The sequence below is a fragment of the Geodermatophilus sp. SYSU D00815 genome, assembly GCF_054050035.1.
Map to the genome: position 1 here is coordinate 33,618 of NZ_JBJGYO010000026.1, position 18,148 is coordinate 51,765.

At 75.3% G+C, this 18,148-nt stretch carries 14 protein-coding genes, 1 tRNA gene and 2 riboswitches; of the genes, 2 read left to right on the plus strand and 13 right to left on the minus strand.

Features of this window, described 5'->3' with window-relative positions:
* Positions 1-4: 4 nt before the first annotated feature.
* From ACI78S_RS21060 to ACI78S_RS21095, 8 genes are all read right to left on the minus strand, one after another.
* Positions 5-1,000, minus strand: coding sequence for an ABC transporter permease (locus ACI78S_RS21060; RefSeq protein WP_456976927.1), 996 nt, complete (start codon positions 998-1,000; stop codon positions 5-7).
* A 14-nt stretch (positions 1,001-1,014) separates the two neighbouring features.
* Positions 1,015-1,881, minus strand: a complete 867-nt coding sequence (locus ACI78S_RS21065) for an ABC transporter permease (protein ID WP_456976928.1) — start codon at positions 1,879-1,881, stop codon at positions 1,015-1,017.
* Between the two features lies 1 nt (position 1,882).
* A complete protein-coding gene (locus ACI78S_RS21070) occupies positions 1,883-3,874 on the minus strand; it encodes a dipeptide ABC transporter ATP-binding protein (protein ID WP_456976929.1) in 1,992 nt (663 codons plus the stop codon).
* Between the two features lie 97 nt (positions 3,875-3,971).
* Positions 3,972-4,082, minus strand: a riboswitch (guanidine-I (ykkC/yxkD leader).
* A 315-nt stretch (positions 4,083-4,397) separates the two neighbouring features.
* Positions 4,398-5,759, minus strand: coding sequence for a glutamine synthetase family protein (locus tag ACI78S_RS21075; RefSeq protein ID WP_456976930.1), 1,362 nt, complete (start codon positions 5,757-5,759; stop codon positions 4,398-4,400).
* Positions 5,760-5,784: 25 nt separating this feature from the next.
* Positions 5,785-6,564: a creatininase family protein gene (locus ACI78S_RS21080; protein WP_456976931.1), complete on the minus strand. Its 780-nt coding sequence runs from the start codon at positions 6,562-6,564 to the stop codon at positions 5,785-5,787.
* On the minus strand, positions 6,561-7,598 hold the full coding sequence (locus tag ACI78S_RS21085; RefSeq protein WP_456976932.1) for an isopenicillin N synthase family dioxygenase: 1,038 nt from the start codon (positions 7,596-7,598) through the stop codon (positions 6,561-6,563). The genes ACI78S_RS21080 and ACI78S_RS21085 overlap by 4 nt, the downstream gene beginning before the upstream one ends.
* Positions 7,595-8,290 (minus strand): hypothetical protein, encoded by a 696-nt coding sequence (locus ACI78S_RS21090; protein ID WP_456976933.1) that lies wholly within the window; start codon positions 8,288-8,290, stop codon positions 7,595-7,597. Before ACI78S_RS21090 ends, ACI78S_RS21085 begins: the two co-directional genes overlap by 4 nt.
* 44 nt (positions 8,291-8,334) lie before the next feature.
* A riboswitch (guanidine-I (ykkC/yxkD leader) is annotated at positions 8,335-8,435 on the minus strand.
* A 115-nt stretch (positions 8,436-8,550) separates the two neighbouring features.
* Positions 8,551-9,762 (minus strand): Ig-like domain-containing protein, encoded by a 1,212-nt coding sequence (locus tag ACI78S_RS21095; protein WP_456976934.1) that lies wholly within the window; start codon positions 9,760-9,762, stop codon positions 8,551-8,553.
* Positions 9,763-9,936: 174 nt separating this feature from the next.
* On the opposite strand from ACI78S_RS21095, the gene ACI78S_RS21100 reads away from it, so the two are divergent.
* A tRNA-Lys gene (locus ACI78S_RS21100) sits at positions 9,937-10,009 on the plus strand.
* Between the two features lie 91 nt (positions 10,010-10,100).
* On the opposite strand, the gene ACI78S_RS21105 is transcribed toward ACI78S_RS21100, so the two are convergent.
* Both ACI78S_RS21105 and ACI78S_RS21110 read right to left on the minus strand, forming a co-directional pair.
* On the minus strand, positions 10,101-10,556 hold the full coding sequence (locus ACI78S_RS21105) for a hypothetical protein (RefSeq protein WP_456976935.1): 456 nt from the start codon (positions 10,554-10,556) through the stop codon (positions 10,101-10,103).
* Between the two features lie 34 nt (positions 10,557-10,590).
* Entirely contained in the window at positions 10,591-11,712 is a 1,122-nt protein-coding gene (locus tag ACI78S_RS21110) for an NDMA-dependent alcohol dehydrogenase (protein ID WP_456976936.1), read from the minus strand.
* Positions 11,713-11,856: 144 nt separating this feature from the next.
* Between ACI78S_RS21110 and ACI78S_RS21115 the strand changes: the two genes are divergently transcribed.
* Entirely contained in the window at positions 11,857-12,831 is a 975-nt protein-coding gene (locus tag ACI78S_RS21115) for a DMT family transporter (protein ID WP_456976937.1), read from the plus strand.
* On the opposite strand, the gene ACI78S_RS21120 is transcribed toward ACI78S_RS21115, so the two are convergent.
* The 3 genes from ACI78S_RS21120 to lysS are packed head-to-tail and all read right to left on the minus strand — an operon-like array spanning position 12,815 to position 18,020.
* Positions 12,815-14,230, minus strand: a complete 1,416-nt coding sequence (locus ACI78S_RS21120) for an amino acid permease (RefSeq protein ID WP_456976938.1) — start codon at positions 14,228-14,230, stop codon at positions 12,815-12,817. The two genes, ACI78S_RS21115 and ACI78S_RS21120, sit on opposite strands and share 17 nt — an antisense overlap.
* Complete coding sequence (locus ACI78S_RS21125) at positions 14,227-14,673, minus strand: hypothetical protein (RefSeq protein WP_456976939.1); 447 nt, start codon at positions 14,671-14,673, stop codon at positions 14,227-14,229. The genes ACI78S_RS21120 and ACI78S_RS21125 overlap by 4 nt, the downstream gene beginning before the upstream one ends.
* On the minus strand, positions 14,670-18,020 hold the full coding sequence (lysS, locus tag ACI78S_RS21130; protein ID WP_456976940.1) for a lysine--tRNA ligase: 3,351 nt from the start codon (positions 18,018-18,020) through the stop codon (positions 14,670-14,672). Before lysS ends, ACI78S_RS21125 begins: the two co-directional genes overlap by 4 nt.
* Positions 18,021-18,148: the final 128 nt, after the last annotated feature.

An 18,148-nucleotide genomic window follows, 5' to 3' on the forward strand; every position in this document is an offset into this window, starting at 1 on the left:
TGGTTCAGGCCTCGATCCGGGGGTCGGCGGTGGCCTGCAGCAGGTCCACCAGGGTGTTGATCAGGACGTAGGCGACGCCGAGCAGGAGCATCACGCCGGCGATCGCGGGGAAGTCGTTGACCGGGATGCTCTGGGCCGTGTACTGGCCCAGCCCCGGCCACGCGAAGATCAGCTCGACCACGAGCACGCCGGCGAACATCAGGCCCACCTGCAGGCCGGTCATGGACAGCGCCGGGCCGAGCGAGTTGCGCAGCACGTGCCGGCGCACCACCTGCCCGTCGGACAGCCCCTTGGCGCGGGCGGTGCGGGTGTAGTCGGTGCGCAGCGTCGTCTGCAGCGAGGAGTGCAGCACCCGCCCGATGGCGACGGCGGGGCCGACGGCCACCGCCAGCCCGGGCAGGACCAGGTGCTGCAGCGCGTCGCCGAACACGTCGAACCGGAAGCCGATCAGCGAGTCCACGAGCAGCAGCCCGGTCGGTCCGGTGGGGGCGTCGGCGATGCTCGTGCGGCCGGTGGCGGGGAGCCAGCCGAGCGTCTTGTAGAAGAGGATGATCCCGCCGATCCCGAGCAGGAACACCGGCGCCGCCGCCCCGGTCATGAGCACCAGCCGGAACACCCGGGCGCCGGGCCAGCGCAGCGTCGTCGCCACGGCGAACAGCACGCCGAGGACGACGGCGAGCAGCAGGCCGAAGAAGGCCAGCTCGACGGTGGCCGGCAGGTAGGTGCCGATGTCGGCGCTCACCTCGCGGCGGGTCCGGTAGGACTCGCCCAGGTCGCCCTGCACCAGGCCGCCGACGTAGCGGAAGTACTGGGTGGCGATCGGGTCGTCGAGGCCCAGCTCGGCCCGCTTGGCCTCGACGGCCTCCTGCGAGGCGTTGGCGCCGAGGCTGGCCCGGACGCCGTCGGCGCCGGAGGCCTGCTGCAGGCCGAACAGGACGGCGGTCAGGACGAGCACGATGACGACGGCGGCGGCGAGCCGCTTGGCGATGAGGAGCAGCACGAGGTCCTCCCTTCTCAGCGGCCGGACATGAGGTTGCGGATGCCGTCGCCGGCGACGTTGGCCGCCAGCGACAGGAGGAGGACGGCGATGCCGGGCATGACCGGGATCCACCAGTCCTGCAGCAGGTAGCTGAGGTTGCGGGCGGTGTCGGCGCCGAGCTCGGGGGCCGGGGCCGACTGCCCGAGTCCGAGGAAGGACAGCCCGGCCAGGGTGAGCACCAGGGTGCCGATGTCGAGGCTGGCCGTGACGACGGCGGCGGGGACCGCGCCGGGCAGCAGGTGCCGCAGGGCGATCCGCACCGATCCGGCGCCGGCCAGCCGGGCGGCCTCCACGTGCGGCCGCGCCGCCAGCGAGCGGATCTCGCCGCGCAGGATGCGGGCGTAGAAGGGCCACCACACGATCGAGACGGCCAGCAGCGTGTTGAACAGCCCGCTGCCGAGCGCGGCGACGACGGCGATCGCGACGACCGGCGCGGGCAGCGCCAGGAACCCGTCGGTGATCCGCATGAGCAGGTTGTCGACCCAGCCGCCGCGGGTGCCGGCGACCAGCCCGACCAGGCCGCCGACGAGGACGCCGAGCGCGACGACGGCGAGCGCGGCCAGCCAGCTCGAGCGCAGCCCGTACAGGACGCGGGAGAGCACGTCGCGGCCGACGCTGTCGGTGCCGAGCAGGAACCCGTCCTGGCCGGGCGGGGTCGAGGGCATGCCGGCCGGGTCGAGCGGCCCGTGCGGCGCGAGCAGCGGCGCGGCCAGGGCGATCACGGTGATCAGGCCCAGCAGCCCGGCGGCGGCGAGGTCCCACCTCCCGCGGCGGCGGGCGGCGGGCCGGCTGCGGCCGGTGCGGGTCGGCGCGGGAGGGGCGACTGCCTCGGCGACGGCCATCTCAGATCTCCTTCTGGCGGATGCAGGCCACGCGGCGGGAGTCGGCGTCCATGAGCAGCTCGGTGCCGGTCCGCAGCCGTTCCAGCGGGACGAACAGCTGCGGGTCGGCGCAGGTGTCGATCGCGAACGGGCACCGCGGGTGGTACTCGCAGCCCGCCGGCGGGGACAGCGGCGAGGCCGGCTCGCCCTTGAGGGCGGGCGGCTCGACGCCGAAGTCGGGCACCGCGGCCAGCAGCGCCTTGGTGTACGGGTGCTTGGGCGAGCGGATCACCTCGTCGGAGTCGCCGATCTCGACGATCCGGCCGAGGTACATCACCGCGATCCGGTCGGAGACCACCCGGGCGACCGACAGGTCGTGGGTCACGAAGACGACGGCCATGCCGAGGTCGCGGCGCAGCTCCTGGACCAGGTTGAGCACGGTGGCGGCGAGCGAGACGTCGAGCGCGCTGGTCGGCTCGTCGCAGAGCAGCACCTCGGGCGGGACGACGGTCGCGCGGGCCAGGGCCACGCGCTGCCGCTGGCCGCCGGAGAGCTCGCTGCCGCGGGCGTCGTACACCGCCTCGGGCAGGCCGGTGCGGCGCAGCGCCGCCAGCGCGCGTTCCCGCCGCTCGGCCCTGGGCAGCTTCTCGGTGCGCAGCCGCTCGTCGAGCAGCTGGCCGACGGTCAGCCACGGGGTGAGGGAGGCGCCGGAGTCCTGGAACACCATCTGCGGCCGGCCGCCGCGGCCCAGGACGACGTCCCCCTTCGTCTGCTTCTCCAGGCCGGCGAGGACGCGCAGCAGCGTGGACTTGCCCGAGCCGCTCTCCCCCACCAGCGCCACGCACTCGCCCTCGCGGACGTCGAGGGCGACCCCGCGCAGCGCACCCAGCTCGGCCTTCTTCCCGCGGCCGGCGCGGACCTTGAAGACCTTGTGCACGCCGGCGGCGCGCGCGGCCCAGCCCTCCTCCGCCGCCGCCGGGGCGGTCGCCACGGGCGCGGCCGGCAGCGGCGGCGCGGGCGGGGCGACGGCGAGCCCGGTGACCGCCTGCGGCTCGGCGATGCACGCGCGCAGGTGGCCGGGCGCCGTGGGCAGCGGGTCGGGGACCAGCGTGGTGCAGGCGTCGGCGGCCAGGGGGCAGCGCGGCGCGTACGCGCAGCCGGGCGGCAGGTCGGCCGGGTCCGGGGCGCCACCCTCCAGCGCCTGGATCGGGCGGGTGCGGTCGGTGGACAGCGACAGCCGGGAGCGCATCAGGCCGACGGTGTAGGGGTGCGCCGGCTCCCGCAGGACGGTCGCGGTCGGGCCCAGCTCGGCGACCCGGCCGGCGTACATGACGGCGACGCGGTCGCTGACCTGCGCGGCGACGCCGAGGTCGTGGGTGATCAGGAGGACGCTGCAGCCGACCTCGTCGCGCAGCCGGCGCAGCAGCCCCAGCACCTGGGCCTGCACCGTGACGTCGAGCGCCGTCGTCGGCTCGTCGGCGATGACCAGCGCGGGGTCGCCGGCCACCGCCATGGCGATCATGACCCGCTGGCGCAGGCCGCCGGAGAGCTCGTGCGGGTAGCTGTCGAGCCGGCGCTCGGGTTCGGGGATGCCGACCGCCTGCAGCAGTCGCAGGGCCTCCGTCATCGAGCCCGCGGCCTCGGCGACCTGCCGGCCCACCTTCATCGTGGGGTTGAGCGAGGTCATCGGGTCCTGGAAGACCGCGCCCATCGAGGCCCGGCGCACGTGCCGGCGCACCTCGGGGCTCGCGGTGAGCATGTCGGTGCCCTCGACCAGCGCGGTGCCGCTGGTGCGCGGCTGCGAGGCCTCGGGGAGCAGCCCGAGCAGGGCGAGGCTCAGGACGCTCTTGCCCGAGCCGGACTCCCCGACCAGGCCGACGATCTCGCCGCGGCCGATCTGCAGGTCGATCCCCCGCACCGCCTCGACCTGCCGGCCGTTGCGGGTGAAGCCGACGTGCAGGTCCTGCACGTCGACCACGAGGTCGCTGCGGACGGCCGGCGCGGCGTCGTCCACGACGACTCCGGCGACGGCTGGTGCTGCCGATGCGGTCGAGCGCGGCATCCCGTTACCTCCGTGGGACGTGCCGGCTGCGAGGCAGCCGACGACGACTGTCTCCCGGGTTTTTGTCCCGCCGTGGAACGGGACCGCGGTCCCGTCTGCGCCTCTCGGACCAGGCCTCCTGGTCGGGGTGACCGGGAGCGGAACCCTAGGCGCGCCCCACCGGAGTGGGTCGGGCATCAGTGAACTGGCGCCACGTGACCCGCTGTTTCCGCTCGTGTTCCTTTCGTGTGACGCGGCGTCCCACGGGGGTGGCCTCGCTCACGGCGGTCCCGCTCCGTGGGACGGGCGCCGCCGGGGCCGGGCCGTCGGGTCCGCGCCGTGTCGACAGGCGGTGGTCTCCGGGGGCTGCGCGGCCACCGCGTGTCGACACCCGGCGACCACGCCGCCGGGCCGGCTCCCGGGGGTGACGTGCGACGAGGCCGGGTCCCGCGGTGTGGGACCCGGCCTCGGCGCACCTCGTCGGGGACACGCCCCCTTACAGGTCGCGCAGGTAGCGGCGGCGCTCCCAGTCGCTGACCTGCGCGTGGTACTCGTCCCACTCCCGCCGCTTCAGGTCGACGTACTCGTCGACGAACTGCGGGGCGAACACCTCGGCCACCAGCGGGTCGGACTCGAACGCGTCGACCGCCTCGAGCAGGGTGCGCGGCAGCCGCGGGGCCTCGCTGCCGGCCCCGTCGTAGGTGGCCCCCTCCACCGGGTCGCCGGGGTCGAGGCCCAGCTCGATGCCCTCCAGCCCGGCGGCCAGCATCAGGGCGAAGGCCAGGTAGGTGTTGGCGGCCGAGTCGACGCCGCGGTTCTCGACCGCGGGCCGGTTGGCCGGCATCCGCAGCATGCAGGAGCGGTTGTTGTGCCCGTAGGCGGCGTGGGTCGGCGCCCACGAGATCGAGCCGTCGGCCAGGCGGGGGGCCAGCCGCTTGTAGGAGTTCACCGTCGGCGTCGCGACGGCGGCGAGCGCGGGGGCGTGCCGCAGGATCCCGGCGGTGAAGGAGTAGGCGGTCTTGCTCCAGCCGTGGACGTCGTCGGCGTCGCGGAAGAGGTTCTCGCCGGTGCCGGCGTCCTCCAGGCTCATGTTGTAGTGGTGGCCCGAGCCCCAGCCGCCGGTCGTGGGCTTGGGCATGAACGTGGCCATGAGGCCGCACTGCTTGGCGATCTGGCGAGCCATGAGGCGGAACAGCGCGATGCGGTCGGCGGTCTGCAGCGCCGGGGCGTAGCCGAAGTCGAACTCGAACTGCCCGTCGCCGCCCTCGTGGTCGAAGCTGTAGACGCCGTAGCCCAGCTCGGCCATCGCGTCGACCATGCGGTCGAGGAAGGGCATCGCGTCGATCGTGCTCTCCAGGTCGTAGGCCGGGGTCGGGTCCAGGCGGCCGCTGACGGCCATCGGCACGAGCGCGTCGGTCTCGTCCTCGACCGGCCGGAAGACGTAGAACTCGGTCTCGACGCCGAGGTTGGCGACGAAGCCCCGCTCCGCGGCCCGCGCCACCTGCCGCTTGAGCGTCGAGCGGGGGCAGAGGGCGAACGGCTCCCGGCCGCCGAAGGACATGTCCGCCGCCATCCAGGCGAACCGGCGGTCCCAGGGCAGCACCTGCAGGGTGTCGACGTCGGGCAGGGCGACGACCTCGTCCTCGAACGGGTTCATCCGCCCGAGGTCGCCCATGCCGCGCGGGGTGTAGCGCTCGGAGCCGGCGAGCAGGTTGGGCAGGTGGTCGACGGGCACGACCTTGCTCTTGCTGCGGCCGTTGACGTCGATCCAGCCGCCGACGGCGTACTTCACGCCGCGGTCGGCCAGCGCGGCGGCCAGGTCGACGTGGTCGTCCTGCAGTGCGGAGACGGTGTCCATGGGTTCCTCTCGTTGCGTGCGGGGGTCAGGTGACGAGCAGCCGGGGCGCCGGCGCGACGCCGAGCGGGGGCTCCTCGGTGCGGCCGCGCTCGACGCGCTCGGCGATCGCGGTCGCGGCGGCGGCCAGCAGCCGCTCGCCGAGTTCGGCGGTCGCCTCCGACGGGCGGCCGGTGACGCCGTTGGTCGACAGAGACGGCGCGGTGTAGCGGAAGACGAGCCCGCCGGTGCGGTCCTCGTCGTCGGCGTCGGCGACGCGGTCGGTGCGGACCAGGTGCGGCGCGATCGCCAGGACCGCGGCCGTCTCGGCCCGGTTGGCGTGGATGTCCTCGCCGTCGGCGGTGACCTCGGCGAGCACGGCGGCGTCGGCGGCCCACCAGTCGACCGCGCCGACCCGCACCTCCGGCGCGTGCAGCCGCAGCCAGTCGGTCGCCGTCCCGATCGTCGCCGTGTTGCCCAGGTGGGCGTTGACCAGCAGCACCCGCCGCAGTCCGCTCGCCGCCGCCCAGGCGACGTGCACCTTGAGCACCTCGGCCAGCAGCGCCGGCGACAGCGACAGGGTGCCGGGCAGGGCGACCCCGTGGCCGTAGCTCACGCCCACCGGCACGGCGGGCAGGACGACGCCGTCGACGAGATCGGCCGCCCGCTCGCACACCGCGGTGGCGATGAGGGTGTCGGTGCCGGTGGGCAGGTGCGGTCCGTGCTGCTCGACGGCGCCGACCGGGAGCAGGCCGACCTCGGTGGGCCGCCGGGTGAGCCGCTCCTGCAGGTCGGGCCAGGCGGCGTCGGCCCAGCGCAGGGGGCTCACGCGGTGCGCCCCTGCAGCGCCTCCTGCCCGAACGACGACAGCGCCAGCGAGCCCTCCGGCAGCGCGAGCTCGCCGTTCTCCAGCCGGCGGCGCAGGTAGGTGAAGCTCTGCGCGGTCTGGGCGAACAGGTGGTCGCCGGCCACCAGCGGCACGCGGGTGGGCTCGCCGTCGGCGACGAACCGCGGCAGCGGCGCGACCAGGGTCTCGTGGTCGACGTTGAAGAACAGCGGGAAGGAGTAGCGCTCCTCCTTGACCTTGCGCACCCGGTGGGTGGTGGCGACGAACCGGCCGTTGGTCCAGGTCTCGAGGATGTCGCCGACGTTGACCACGAGCGTGCCCTCGCGCGGCGGGACGTCGATCCACTCCCCCGCGCCGTTGAGCACCTCCAGCCCGGGCGCGGTGGGCAGCAGCAGCGTGAAGCACTCGTAGTCGGTGTGCGCGCCGATGCCCACGGCGTCGACCGCCGTCGGGTCGTACGGGTAGTGGATCAGCCGCAGCTGCGACGGCGGCTTGGTGACGAAGCGGTCGAAGGCGTCGGCGGGCTCGCCCAGCGCCAGCGCGAAGCCGCGCAGCAGGGCGCGGCCGAGCGCCAGCACCGCGTCGTACCAGGCGCCGACCGCCTCCCGGAAGCCGGGCACCTCGGGCCACTGGTTGGGGCCGAGCATGCGGCCGGCGAGGTGGTCGGGGTCGTCGGCGGGCAGCTCGGCGGAGAGGTCGAACGCCTCCTTGAGGTCGCGCGTGCCGCCGGCGAAGACCTCCTCGCCCTCGGGCACGTAGCCGCGGTGGTTGGTCGAGCGCCCGATGTAGGTGCGCATCTTCTCCTCCAGCGGGAGGGCGAAGAACGCCGTCGTGACGCGGAGCAGGTCCGCGGCGAGCGCCGGGTCCAGGCCGGTGCCGCTGACGTAGAAGAAGCCGACGTCGCGGGCGGCGCGGCCGAGCTCGTCGGCGACCCGGCGGTGCGCGGCGGGGTCGTCGCCGAGCAGGCCGGAGACGTCGACGACGGGGACCTCGGTGAAGTCGGTGGGCGTGCTCATGCGGTGCGGACCTCCCGGGCGGTGCGGACGACGGGGCGGGGACGGCGGACGGGCAGCGCGGCGGCGGCCCCCTCGGTGGCGACCACGTGCCACCGGCGCAGCAGCGGGGTGCCGTCGGGGCCGGTGGCGATCTCCCGCAGCCCGGCGCCGTCGGCGACCAGCTCGAGGGGCGCGCCGGCCCGGGAGGGGAGGCTGGAGGCGGTGAGGACGACGCCGCCGCGGGCGACCGTGCCCAGTGCCACCTCGGCCGCGGTCCCGCCGCGGGCCCAGGCGACGTCGTCGCCGACGCGGACGAGGACGGCGGGCGCGCCGGTCGCCGCGTCGCGCAGCTCGACGGCGCAGCAGGTCACGGCGGGACCGGCGCGGCGGGCCCAGTGCTCGACGTAGGCCTCGTGCCGGCCGGTCTCGACGAGGGCGTCCGGCCCGTCGGCCTCGAGCCGGCCCTCGTCGGGGCCGCCGGAGGGGCGCAGGTCGACGACGCGGTCCCAGCAGGTCCACGGGCCGTCGGCGCGGACCCGGCCGGCGAAGCCCTCGGTCCGCGCCGGGTCCAGCGGCAGGCGCAGGTCGACGTAGTAGCTGCCGGCCTGCAGCCAGGTGACGGTGCTGGTGGTGTCGCAGGTGCCGTCGGGCCGGATCAGCAGGGTCCGCTGCCAGCGGCCGCGCAGCGCGGGATCGGGCGGGACGACGGGCACGGCCACCCCCGGGCGTCGGCCGGGCGCGGACGCCCGGGAACCGGACCTCCCGGGCTTTTGTCCCGCCGTGGCACGGGGGAGCTCCCCCGCTGCACCTCTCGGACCAGCCCCGCCCGCAGGCGGCGGAACCCTAGGTGCGCCCCGCCGCTCGGCGGGTCGTGCTCATACCAGCCGACCGCTGTGTCGGCCGGAGCACCGAGCCGTGAAGATCGTGTTACCCGGTCCGGGTCGAATCAGGGCGGCGTCGCTCGAGGACGGCGTCACTTGAGCGCGGAGCCGGCCTGCCACTCCTCCCACGGGATGGCCCAGTCGTAGATGTCGCCGTCGGCGGCCGACAGGGTCGGGCCGATCGAGTTCTTGATCTCCACGACGTCACCGGGCTGGGAGAAGTTGAAGAACCAGGCCGCGTTCTCGGTGGACATGTTGATGCAGCCGTGCGAGACGTTCTCGCGGCCCTGCTGCGCCACCGACCACGGGGCGGCGTGCACGAACTCGCCGTTGTTGGACAGCCGGACCGCGTACTCCACCGGCGTCCGGTAGCCGTTGGGGCTGTCGACCGGCACGCCGTAGGTGCTGGAGTCCATGACCCGGTCGCGGTTGAGCTCGGTGACCACGTGCGGGCCGTTGCGGCTCGGGAAGTCGGGGCCGCCGGCGCTGATCGGGAAGGTCTGCACCAGCTGGTCGCCGTCGTAGACCTGCATCTGGTGCGTCCCGGCGTCGGCGATCGAGACGTGCCGGTCGCCGATGCGGAAGGAGACCGTGCGGTCCTTCTCGCCCCAGATGCCGCCGCCGAAGTGCACCCCGTAGAGGTCGGCGTGCAGGATGACGTCGGTCTGCGCCGGCCAGTAGGTGGACGGGCGGAAGTGGACCTCGGAGTCGGTCAGCCAGCTCCACACGCCGTCGGTGGGCGTGGAGCTCTCCACGAGCAGGTGGCTCTCGACGGCGGCCTTGTCCTCGACCGGCTCGTCGAAGTAGACGCGGATGGGCAGCCCGACGCCGACCGTGGTGCCGTCGAGGGGGCCGATCGACGGCGTGCTCAGCGTCCCGGGGGTGGCGGTGGTGAAGGTGGTCGCGGCGGTGACCGCCTCGTCGTCCCCGCCGGTGGCGGTGGCGGTGAGGGTGTAGGTCGTGCCGTAGGCGAGGTCGGCCTGCGGCGTCCACACCTCGGTCACCGGCTCGCCCTCGCCGGCCTCCTCGGCGGCGGCGCCCTCGGCCAGGGCACCGGGGACCGGGGTGCCCGCGGCGTCGACGAGGGTGACCTCGCCGATCTCGCCGTCGGTGACCGTGATCTCCAGCGGGACGACCGGCGAGACGTCGGTCGCCCCGTCGGCGGGGGCGACGGCGAGCTGGGCCGGGCGGGCCTCGGCGGAGGACGGCGACGGCTCGCTCGAGGCGCCGTTGTCCTCCGCGCCGTCGGTGCACCCCACGAGGAGCAGCAGCGCTCCGGCCACCAGTGCCGCTGTGCGTCGCACCCGACCTCGTCCTTCCTCGCCCGCACCCGTCACCGGGTGCGCGTTCGCGCTGGTACGCGCCCAGTGTCCACCCCGGGACGGCGTCGGGGGGATCTTGGGCGCCCACCCGGGCGGACCCGTCCCGGTCCGCGCTGGTATCGTTCTCCTCCGGTCGCCCGGCACGCCGGTCGACACGCGCCATTAGCTCAATTGGCAGAGCAGCTGACTCTTAATCAGCGGGTTCGGGGTTCGAGTCCCTGATGGCGCACTCCTCTCGAGCGCGGTCCCGTCCTCCCGGACGGGGCCGCTCTGTCGTTCGGGGCTCCCCCGACGTGTCCGCGGGCGGTCCCGGGAACGCCTCAGCGCAGCCGCTCGGCCACCTGGCGCAGGCCGTCCCTGATCAGGCGGCCGTACCCGTCGTCGCCGAGCACGTCGATCGTGTCCCGCGCGCGCTGCAGGTGCTCGCGGGCACGGTCGGGATCGCCCAGCCGGCGGTAGCACTCGCTGAGGTTCAGGTGCAGCGACGGGTACAGGCCGGCCACCGGGAGCGTCACCCCCGCCGCCGCGGCCCGCGCCTCGGTGATCTGCTCGGCGGCCGCCAGCGCCCGCCGGTCCCAGAGCAGCTCGTCGCGCACGTCGACCTGCACGTCGGCCATGGCGTGCGCGAGCGTGCACCGGAGCAGCGGGTCGCCCCGCTCGCCGCCGATCTCCGCCCAGATCTCGGCGAACCGGTGGCGGGCGGCCTCGCGCTCGCCCTGGTGGCCGAGCCGCACCGCCTCGCCGATCCGGAGGAGCGTCGGGTCCGTGATCGGCACCGGCTCCTCCTCCCGCGGCAGCGACCGTGGTCCCTCAGCCGAAGAGGACGACGCCGCGGATGTTCCGGCCGGCCTTCATGTCGTCGAAGCCCTCGGCCACCTGCTCCAGCGAGTACGTCCGCGTGACGAGTCCGTCGAGCTCCAGCGTCCCGGCCACGTACTGCGACAGCAGGCTCGGGATGTCCCAGTGCGGGTTGCAGCCGCCGAAGAGCGCGCCCTGCAGCCGCTTCTGGAACACCGTGAGCAGGGTGTTCGGGATCGGGATGCCCACCGAGCGCATGGTGCCGGTGCCCGTGATGACGACCGTGCCCGCCTTGCGGACCGAGTTCGCCGCCTCGGCGATGTGCTCGCCGGTGGTGACGCCGACGGCCACGACGGTCGCGTCGGCACCCTGCCCGTCGGTCAGGGAGCGGGCGATCTCGGTGGCCTCGGCCATGGTCTCGGTGGCGTGCGTGGCGCCGAACTGCTTGGCGGTCTCCCGCTTGAACTCGACCGGGTCGACGGCGATCACCGCGCGGGCGCCGATGGCCCGGGCGGCCTGCACGCTGTTGATGCCGACCCCGCCCACGCCCATGACTACCACCACGTCGCCGGCCCGGGCGTCGGACATGTTGGTGACCGAGCCCCACCCGGTGGGGACGCCGCAGGCCACGAGCGCGGCCTTGTCGAGAGGCAGGTCGGGGTCGATCCGCACCGCCGACCGGGCGTCGACGACGGTGTGCTCGCTCAGCGCCGCCAGGCCGTAGGCCTGCGCCACCGGCCGGCCCTGGTAGGACATCCGGAAGCTGGTCGGGTCGTCGAGACGGGCGCCGCTGAACAGCCGCCCCCCGAGGTCGCAGAGGTTCTGCCGGCCGGTCGAGCACATCCGGCACCGGCCGCACACCGCGATGAAGCTGAGCACCACGTGGTCGCCCTCGGCCCACCCGGGGGTGTTCGGGCCGACGCCGACGACGACGCCGGCGCCCTCGTGTCCGCCGGCGAGGGGCAGCCGGAGGGGCGGCGCGGACCCGGGCGGGACGTCGTGGTCGTCGGTGTGGCACAGGCCGACGGCGGCCATCTCGACCAGCAGCTCCCCCTGGCGGGGTCCGTCGAGGTCGACCTCGGTGACCTCGTACCGGCCGGGCTGCGTGTGGAGCACTGCGCTTCGGGTCTTCACGGCTGCGTCTCCTGGGGATCCGGGGCTGGGCGGGTTCCGGGGCGGGGCGGAACCCGGGGCTGCGGCCCGGGCCGGGTGCTCGTGGCCGCCGAGCGGGGTGCGGGAGGGAGGGCGGCGGAGGGTTCGAGGACGCTGGGGTCCCGGATGCTAGCGGCGATCCCGGCCGCCGGGACCTCCTCGGCGCACGGTGCCGGCGCGCGCGGCGGCCGCTTCGCGGAACGGGGCCCGGCGGCCATGATGGGCGCGGTGGAGGAGCTGGCCGCCGTGCTCGCGCTGGTGGCCGCCGCGCTGTTCGCCGTCGCCTCCGCCGTGCAGCAGCGCTCCGCGGCCGCCCTGCCCGACGCGCGCGGGCTGCGCCTGCTGCCGGCGCTGCTCCGCTCGCCGCGGTGGTGGGCCGGCAACGCCGCGGACACCGGCGGGTACCTCGCCCAGGCCGCGGCTCTCGGGCTGGGCTCGCTGCTGCTGGTGCAGCCGCTCCTGGTGACGACGGTGCTCTTCGCGCTCCCGCTCGGCGCCCGGTGGGGCGGCCGGCGGCTCCGCCGCGCGGACTGGGCGTGGGCGGCGGTGCTCGTCGCCGCGCTGGCGCTGTTCGTGGTCACCGGCGACCCGACGGCCGGCACCGACACCGCCGGCTGGCGCCGCTGGCTGCCGGCGTGGCTCGTGCTGGCCGTCGTCGTCGGCGGGTGCCTGCTCGGCGCCGCGCTGCGCCGCGGCCCGTCGCGGGCGGTGCTGCTCGCGGTCACCACCGGCGTGGCCTACGGCCTGGCCGCCGCCCTCACCAAGGGGGTCGTGGACCGGCTCGACGAGGGGCCGGTCGCCGTCCTCACCGACTGGACCACCTACGCGCTGGTGGCCGCGCTGGTCGGCGGGACGCTGGTGCAGCAGTCGGCGTTCCAGGCCGGCCCGCTGGGCGCGTCGCTGCCCGCGGCGACCGTCGGCGAGCCGGTGGTCGCCGCGCTGATCGGGATCACCGTGCTCGGCGAGCGGCTGGACGCCGACGGCGCCGAGTGGGCGCTGGTCGCCGTCCTGGTCGCGGCGATGGCGGCGGCCACGGTGGCGCTCGCGCGGTCGGCCGACCGCGGCACGGCCACCGCCGCCGGGGTCAGCCACCCGTCGTGACGGGCTCGGCCCGCGCCCTCCCCCGGGCCAGCAGCGCGAAGACGAACGGCGGCAGCGAGAGCACCACGGTGGCCAGCGCGAGCAGCAGCACGTAGACCACGGTGTCGCCGGTGGCGAGCTGGCTCGGCGGGACGAAGCCGAGCACGAAGGAGAACCCGCAGCCGAGCAGCCCCGTCCCGCCGACCAGCCACACGCCGGGCAGGCCGCCGGGGATCCGGTAGGGCCGGGGCACGTCCGGCCGGGTGTGGCGCAGCCGGATGACCGAGGCGAACACCAGCGCGTACATCGCCACGATCACCTGCGCGGTGACCGCCGAGAGCATCCAGTACGACGTGCTGACGCTCGGCACGACCACGAACAGCAGCGCGAACAGCGAGCCCGCGACGCCCTGCGCGACGAGCAGCGCGACCGGGACGTCGTTGCGGTTGGTGCGGCCCAGCCGCGTCGGGGCCAGCCCCTCCCGCGCCACGACGGCGACGCCCTTGGCGGGGCCCAGGATCCACGGCGTGAGGTGCGCGATGCCGCCGATCGCCACCACCAGCGCCAGCGGGGCCAGCAGCCACCCCGCGGAGAAGGTGTCGAGAACGCTGGAGAACAGCTCCATCGTCCCGGAGACGAGGCTGATCTCGTGCTGCGGCAGCACGAACGCCATGAACAGCGAGCCGAGCACCGAGAAGGCGACGGTGACCGCCACCGCCAGCGCGATCGCCCGCGGCACGGTGCGGCCCGGGTCGCGCGTCTCCCGCGCGTGGAAGCCGGCCATCTCCATGCCGGTGAACAGCAGGATCACCCCGCCCAGGAACGCCAGGTCGTCCAGCTGCACGTCGGGCACCAGCGCCCCGGCCGAGAACGGGATCTGCGACGCGTTGCCCTGGAGGAGGAACACCGCCCCCAGGACGACGACCAGCAGCGCCGGGAGGATCGAGCCCGCGACCGTGCCCACCGCCCCGATCACCGACGACGCCCGCACGCCGAACAGCGCGGCCGCCGTGGTGCCCCAGAAGAACACCAGCATGACGACGACCAGGTACAGCTTGTCCGTGGCCAGCGACGGGTCGATCGCGTACGCCAGCGACGCCGCGATGAACGACAGCACGGTCGGGAACCAGGCGACGTTCTCGGCGTAGTCGCACCAGACCGCGAGGAACCCGGTGCGCCCGCCGAACGCCTCCTTGACCCACGCGTAGACGCCGCCGTCCCGCGGGAACGCCGTACCGAGCTCCGCGGCGGCCATCGAGATGGGGACCAGGAACACGGCGATCGACAGCGCGAACAGCAGCAGCATCGACCAGCCGTACTCGGCCATGACCGGCAGGTTCCGGGCGCTGACGATCGAGGCGACGTTGATCATGGCGAGGGCGAGCACGCCCAGCCGCGCCGTGCGGGCCGGCGCGCTCACCGGGCACCGGCGCCGCGGAGCGCCGCCACCAGCCGTGCGCGGACGTCGCCGTCCCCGGCCCCCTGCACCAGCACGGTGCCGTCGCCGGCGGTGAGGACGACCCCGCTGCCGCGCGGCCGCACCAGCGACTCGAACCGCCGCGCCGCGGCGTCGCGGCCCTCGGCGGTGGCGAACCGGTCGACGACGACGGTGGCCGCGTCGCCGGGGCAGCCGGCGGCCACCTCGTACGCCCGGCTGTCCAGGGCCGCCGGCGCGAGCCCGTCGGGCTCGTCGACGACCGAGCAGACCTGCAACCCCGCGTCGCGCACCGCCCGCTCCACCAGCTCGGCCGATCCGGGCGCGAACTCGGCCCGGTCCCGGGCGGCCCACTGGGCCAGGCCCAGGACGGCGAGCAGCGACGCGAGCACGGCGCCGGTCGCGAGCGCCGTGCCCGCCCGGTTCACGCGGCGGCCTGCCGGGGCGGCTCGGACGGGGCGGGCACGCCGCCCACGGCCTTGGGCACGAGGAGCTCGCCCAGCCCGGGGACGGCGAGGAAGCCCTCGGCGCCGGCGTAGCGCAGGCCCACCCGCGGCAGGTCGGCGACCGAGCGCACGGCCAGCACCCGCGGCAGCCACTCGGGGTCGAAGCGGGCGTTGAAGTCGCGCAGCGACCGGATCTGGAAGAACGGGTTGAGCACCCCGACCGCCCACCGGGCCACCCGCTGCCCCGGGGTGACGGGCACGTCGTCGGCGAACAGCCGGCCCCACATGGCGAAGTTCATCGACAGACGGGCCACCCCGCGGGCGCCCAGCGCGGTGGCGGTGGAGGCGATGAGGAACTCGGTCATCCCGTTCGGCGCGCCGGGGTCGTGGCGCATGAGGTCGAGCGTGTAGCCGAACGACGGCCCGTACGCGGGCACCAGCCGCAGGAACCCGCCCGGGACGCCGGCGCCGTCGACCGCCACGCACAGCAGGAACTCCGGGTTCGCGCCGGCGCCGCGCACGTCCTGCGACAGCGACATGGTGAACCCGCGCTCCGGGTGCTTGCCCCGCCACCGGGCGCTGATCGCGTTGAGCTGGTCGACCAGGGCCGGCGGCGCGTCGGACTCGGCGACCAGCCGGAAGGAGTACGACCGGCCCACCCGCCGGACGGCGGCGCGCAGCCCCTTGCGCGCCGGGCCGTCGAGGCCGAACCGGCGGCAGTCGATGATCGCCTCGTCACCGAGGTAGACGGAGGTGAACCCGCGCGAGGAGTACAGCGGCATGCTGGCCTCCCGCACCGCCAGCAGGGCCGGCGTCCACCCCCGCTCGTCGCAGGACGCGAGGAACTCGTCCAGCACCCGCACCACCGACTCGCGGGACCCCACCGGGTCACCGGACACCAGCGCGTAGCCGCCGAGGTAGGTGTAGGCGAGGAACGCCTCCCCGTCGGAGGAGAAGAAGAAGTTCTTGTCGTCGCGCAGCGAGAAGTACGCCAGGGTGTCCCAGCCGTAGGTGTGCACCAGGCGGGTGGCGTGCGCCCAGTCGTCCTCGGTGTGCGGCCGGTTCGCCACCACCGGCCGCAGCAGCAGGACGACGAGCAGCACCAGCCCGGTGACACCGAGCGCGAGCAGCGCCGCCGGCAGGAACGCCGCGACGAACGCGGACCCGTAGGTGTACGGCCCGTCGAGGCCCACCAGCCCGCCGAGGACCGTCTCCAGGGCCCCGCCCAGGGTGAGCGGGGGCTCGACGCGGTCGCGCTCGGCCCACAGGGTGGTCAACCCGAACAGCAGCACGCCGCCGAGGTAGATCGGCACGACGCGGGCGACGCGCAGCAGCGACGGCGGGTCGGCCGGCGCCCGGAACGCCGTCCGGTAGCGCAGCAGCGCCGCCAGCACCACCACGCACAGCGCCACGGCGACCGGGTGCGGGCCCTTCACCACGTGCGCCACGGCGCCGAGCGCGAACAGGCCGACCGCGAACTCCCAGGCCCGGCGCCGCCGCCGGGCCAGCCGGTCGGCGACGAGGAGCAGCAGCAGGCCGACCACCACCGAGGCGACCGAGCCGGTGACCGGCAGCGCCAGCGGGTCGATCGCCGGTTCCTCGGCGCCGAAGCGGTCGTGCAGCACGGGCAGCCGGACCACCAGGTGCAGCACGCCGGAGAGCGCGGTGACGGCGGCCAGCGCCCGGACGGCCGTCGGGTGCCCGGCCGACCGCGGTGGCGGCGCGGGCACCGGGTGCGCCGAGGGGGCCATCGCCGGCAGGGCCACCACGGACGCCTCCGCCGGGACCGGGGTGGGCGCGACCAGCGGGCGGGGCGCGCCCCCGGGTCCGCTCCCGGGCGGCGGGGCGAACTCCGGGCGCAGGGTCGGGAAGAGGATCACCTCGCGGATCGAGTCGACGCCGGCCAGCAGCATCACCAGGCGGTCGATGCCGATGCCCAGCCCGCCGGTGCACGGCATGCCGTGCTCGAGCGCGCGCACGTAGTCGAGGTCGACGTCGCCGGCCTCCGGGTCGCCGTGCTGCTTGGCCCGCGCCTCCGCCTCGAACGCGGCCAGCTGCTCCACCGGGTCGTTCTGCTCGGAGTAGGCGTTGCACAGCTCGAACCCGGCGACGATCAGCTCGAAGCGCTCCACATAGGCGGGGTCGTCGCGGTGCGTGCGGGCCAGCGGGGAGACCTCGCGCGGGTAGTCGGTGCAGAACACCGGCCCGACGACGGAGTGCTGCACCTTCTCGTCGTAGACCTCCTTCATCAGGCGGCCCGCGCCCCAGCCGGCCTCGTACGGGATGCCGAGCCGGTCGAGCACCGCCCGGGCCTCCTCGATCGGCATCGAGGGGTGCATGGGGGTGCCGGTGACCTCGGCGATCATGTCGGCGAACCGGCGGCGCGGCCACGGCGTCGCGGCGAGGTCGATCTCGTGGCCGGCGAACCGGACGGTGAGGTCGTCGCCGAGGGCGGCCCGCGCGGCCGCGGTGACCATGCCCTCGGTCAGGTCCATCATGTCGTGGTAGTCGGCGAAGGCCTGGTAGGCCTCCAGCATCGTGAACTCGGGGTTGTGCCGGGTGTCGATGCCCTCGTTGCGGAACACCCGGCCGATCTCGAACACCCGCTCCAGGCCGCCGACGATCAGCCGCTTGAGGTGCAGCTCCAGCGCGATGCGCAGGTACAGGTCGAGGTCCAGCGCGTTGTGGTGGGTGACGAACGGCCGCGCGCTGGCCCCGCCCTGGATGCTCTGCAGCACCGGGCCCTCGACCTCGGTGAACCCGGCGTCCTCCAGGTGGCGGCGGATCGCCCGCACCGCGGCGAAGCGGATGCGGAAGATCTCGCGGGTGCGCTCGTTGGCCTCGAGGTCGGCGTAGCGCTGCCGGTAGCGGGTCTCCACGTCGGTCAGGCCGGCGTGCGCGTCCGGCGGCGCCCGCAGCGCCTTGCCCAGGACGGCGAAGTCCTCCACGCACACCGACAGCTCGCCGCGCCGGGTGGTCATCACCGTGCCCTCGACGCCGATCCAGTCGCCGCGGTCGGCGTCGTCGAACTCCGCGTGCCGGTCGGCGCCGAGCACCTCGGTGTCGACGAACAGCTGGATCGCGCCGGTGCGGTCGCGCAGGGTCGCGAAGGTGAGGAACCCCTGCCGGCGCACCGCCTCCAGCCGCCCGGCGATCCGCACCCGGTCCGCCGTCCGGACGTCGGGCGGCAGGGCGGCGTACGTGGTGCGCAGCCCGCCGGCGGAGGCGTCGGTCGGGAAGCGGTAGGGGTAGGCGTCGATCCCGCGGGCGCGCAGCGCCCGCAGCTTCTCCAGCCGGTGCTCGCGCTGCTGCGCGGCCCGGCCGGCCACGTCGGCCGCACCGACCGTCGCGCCACCCCGGGCAGCGGCGGACGTCGTGGCCTGGGCCTCGCCAGGCGGGCGCACCCCGGACCCGGAGGCCCTCTGTCGCCCGCCTGGCGAGGTGGGCTCAGTGTGCG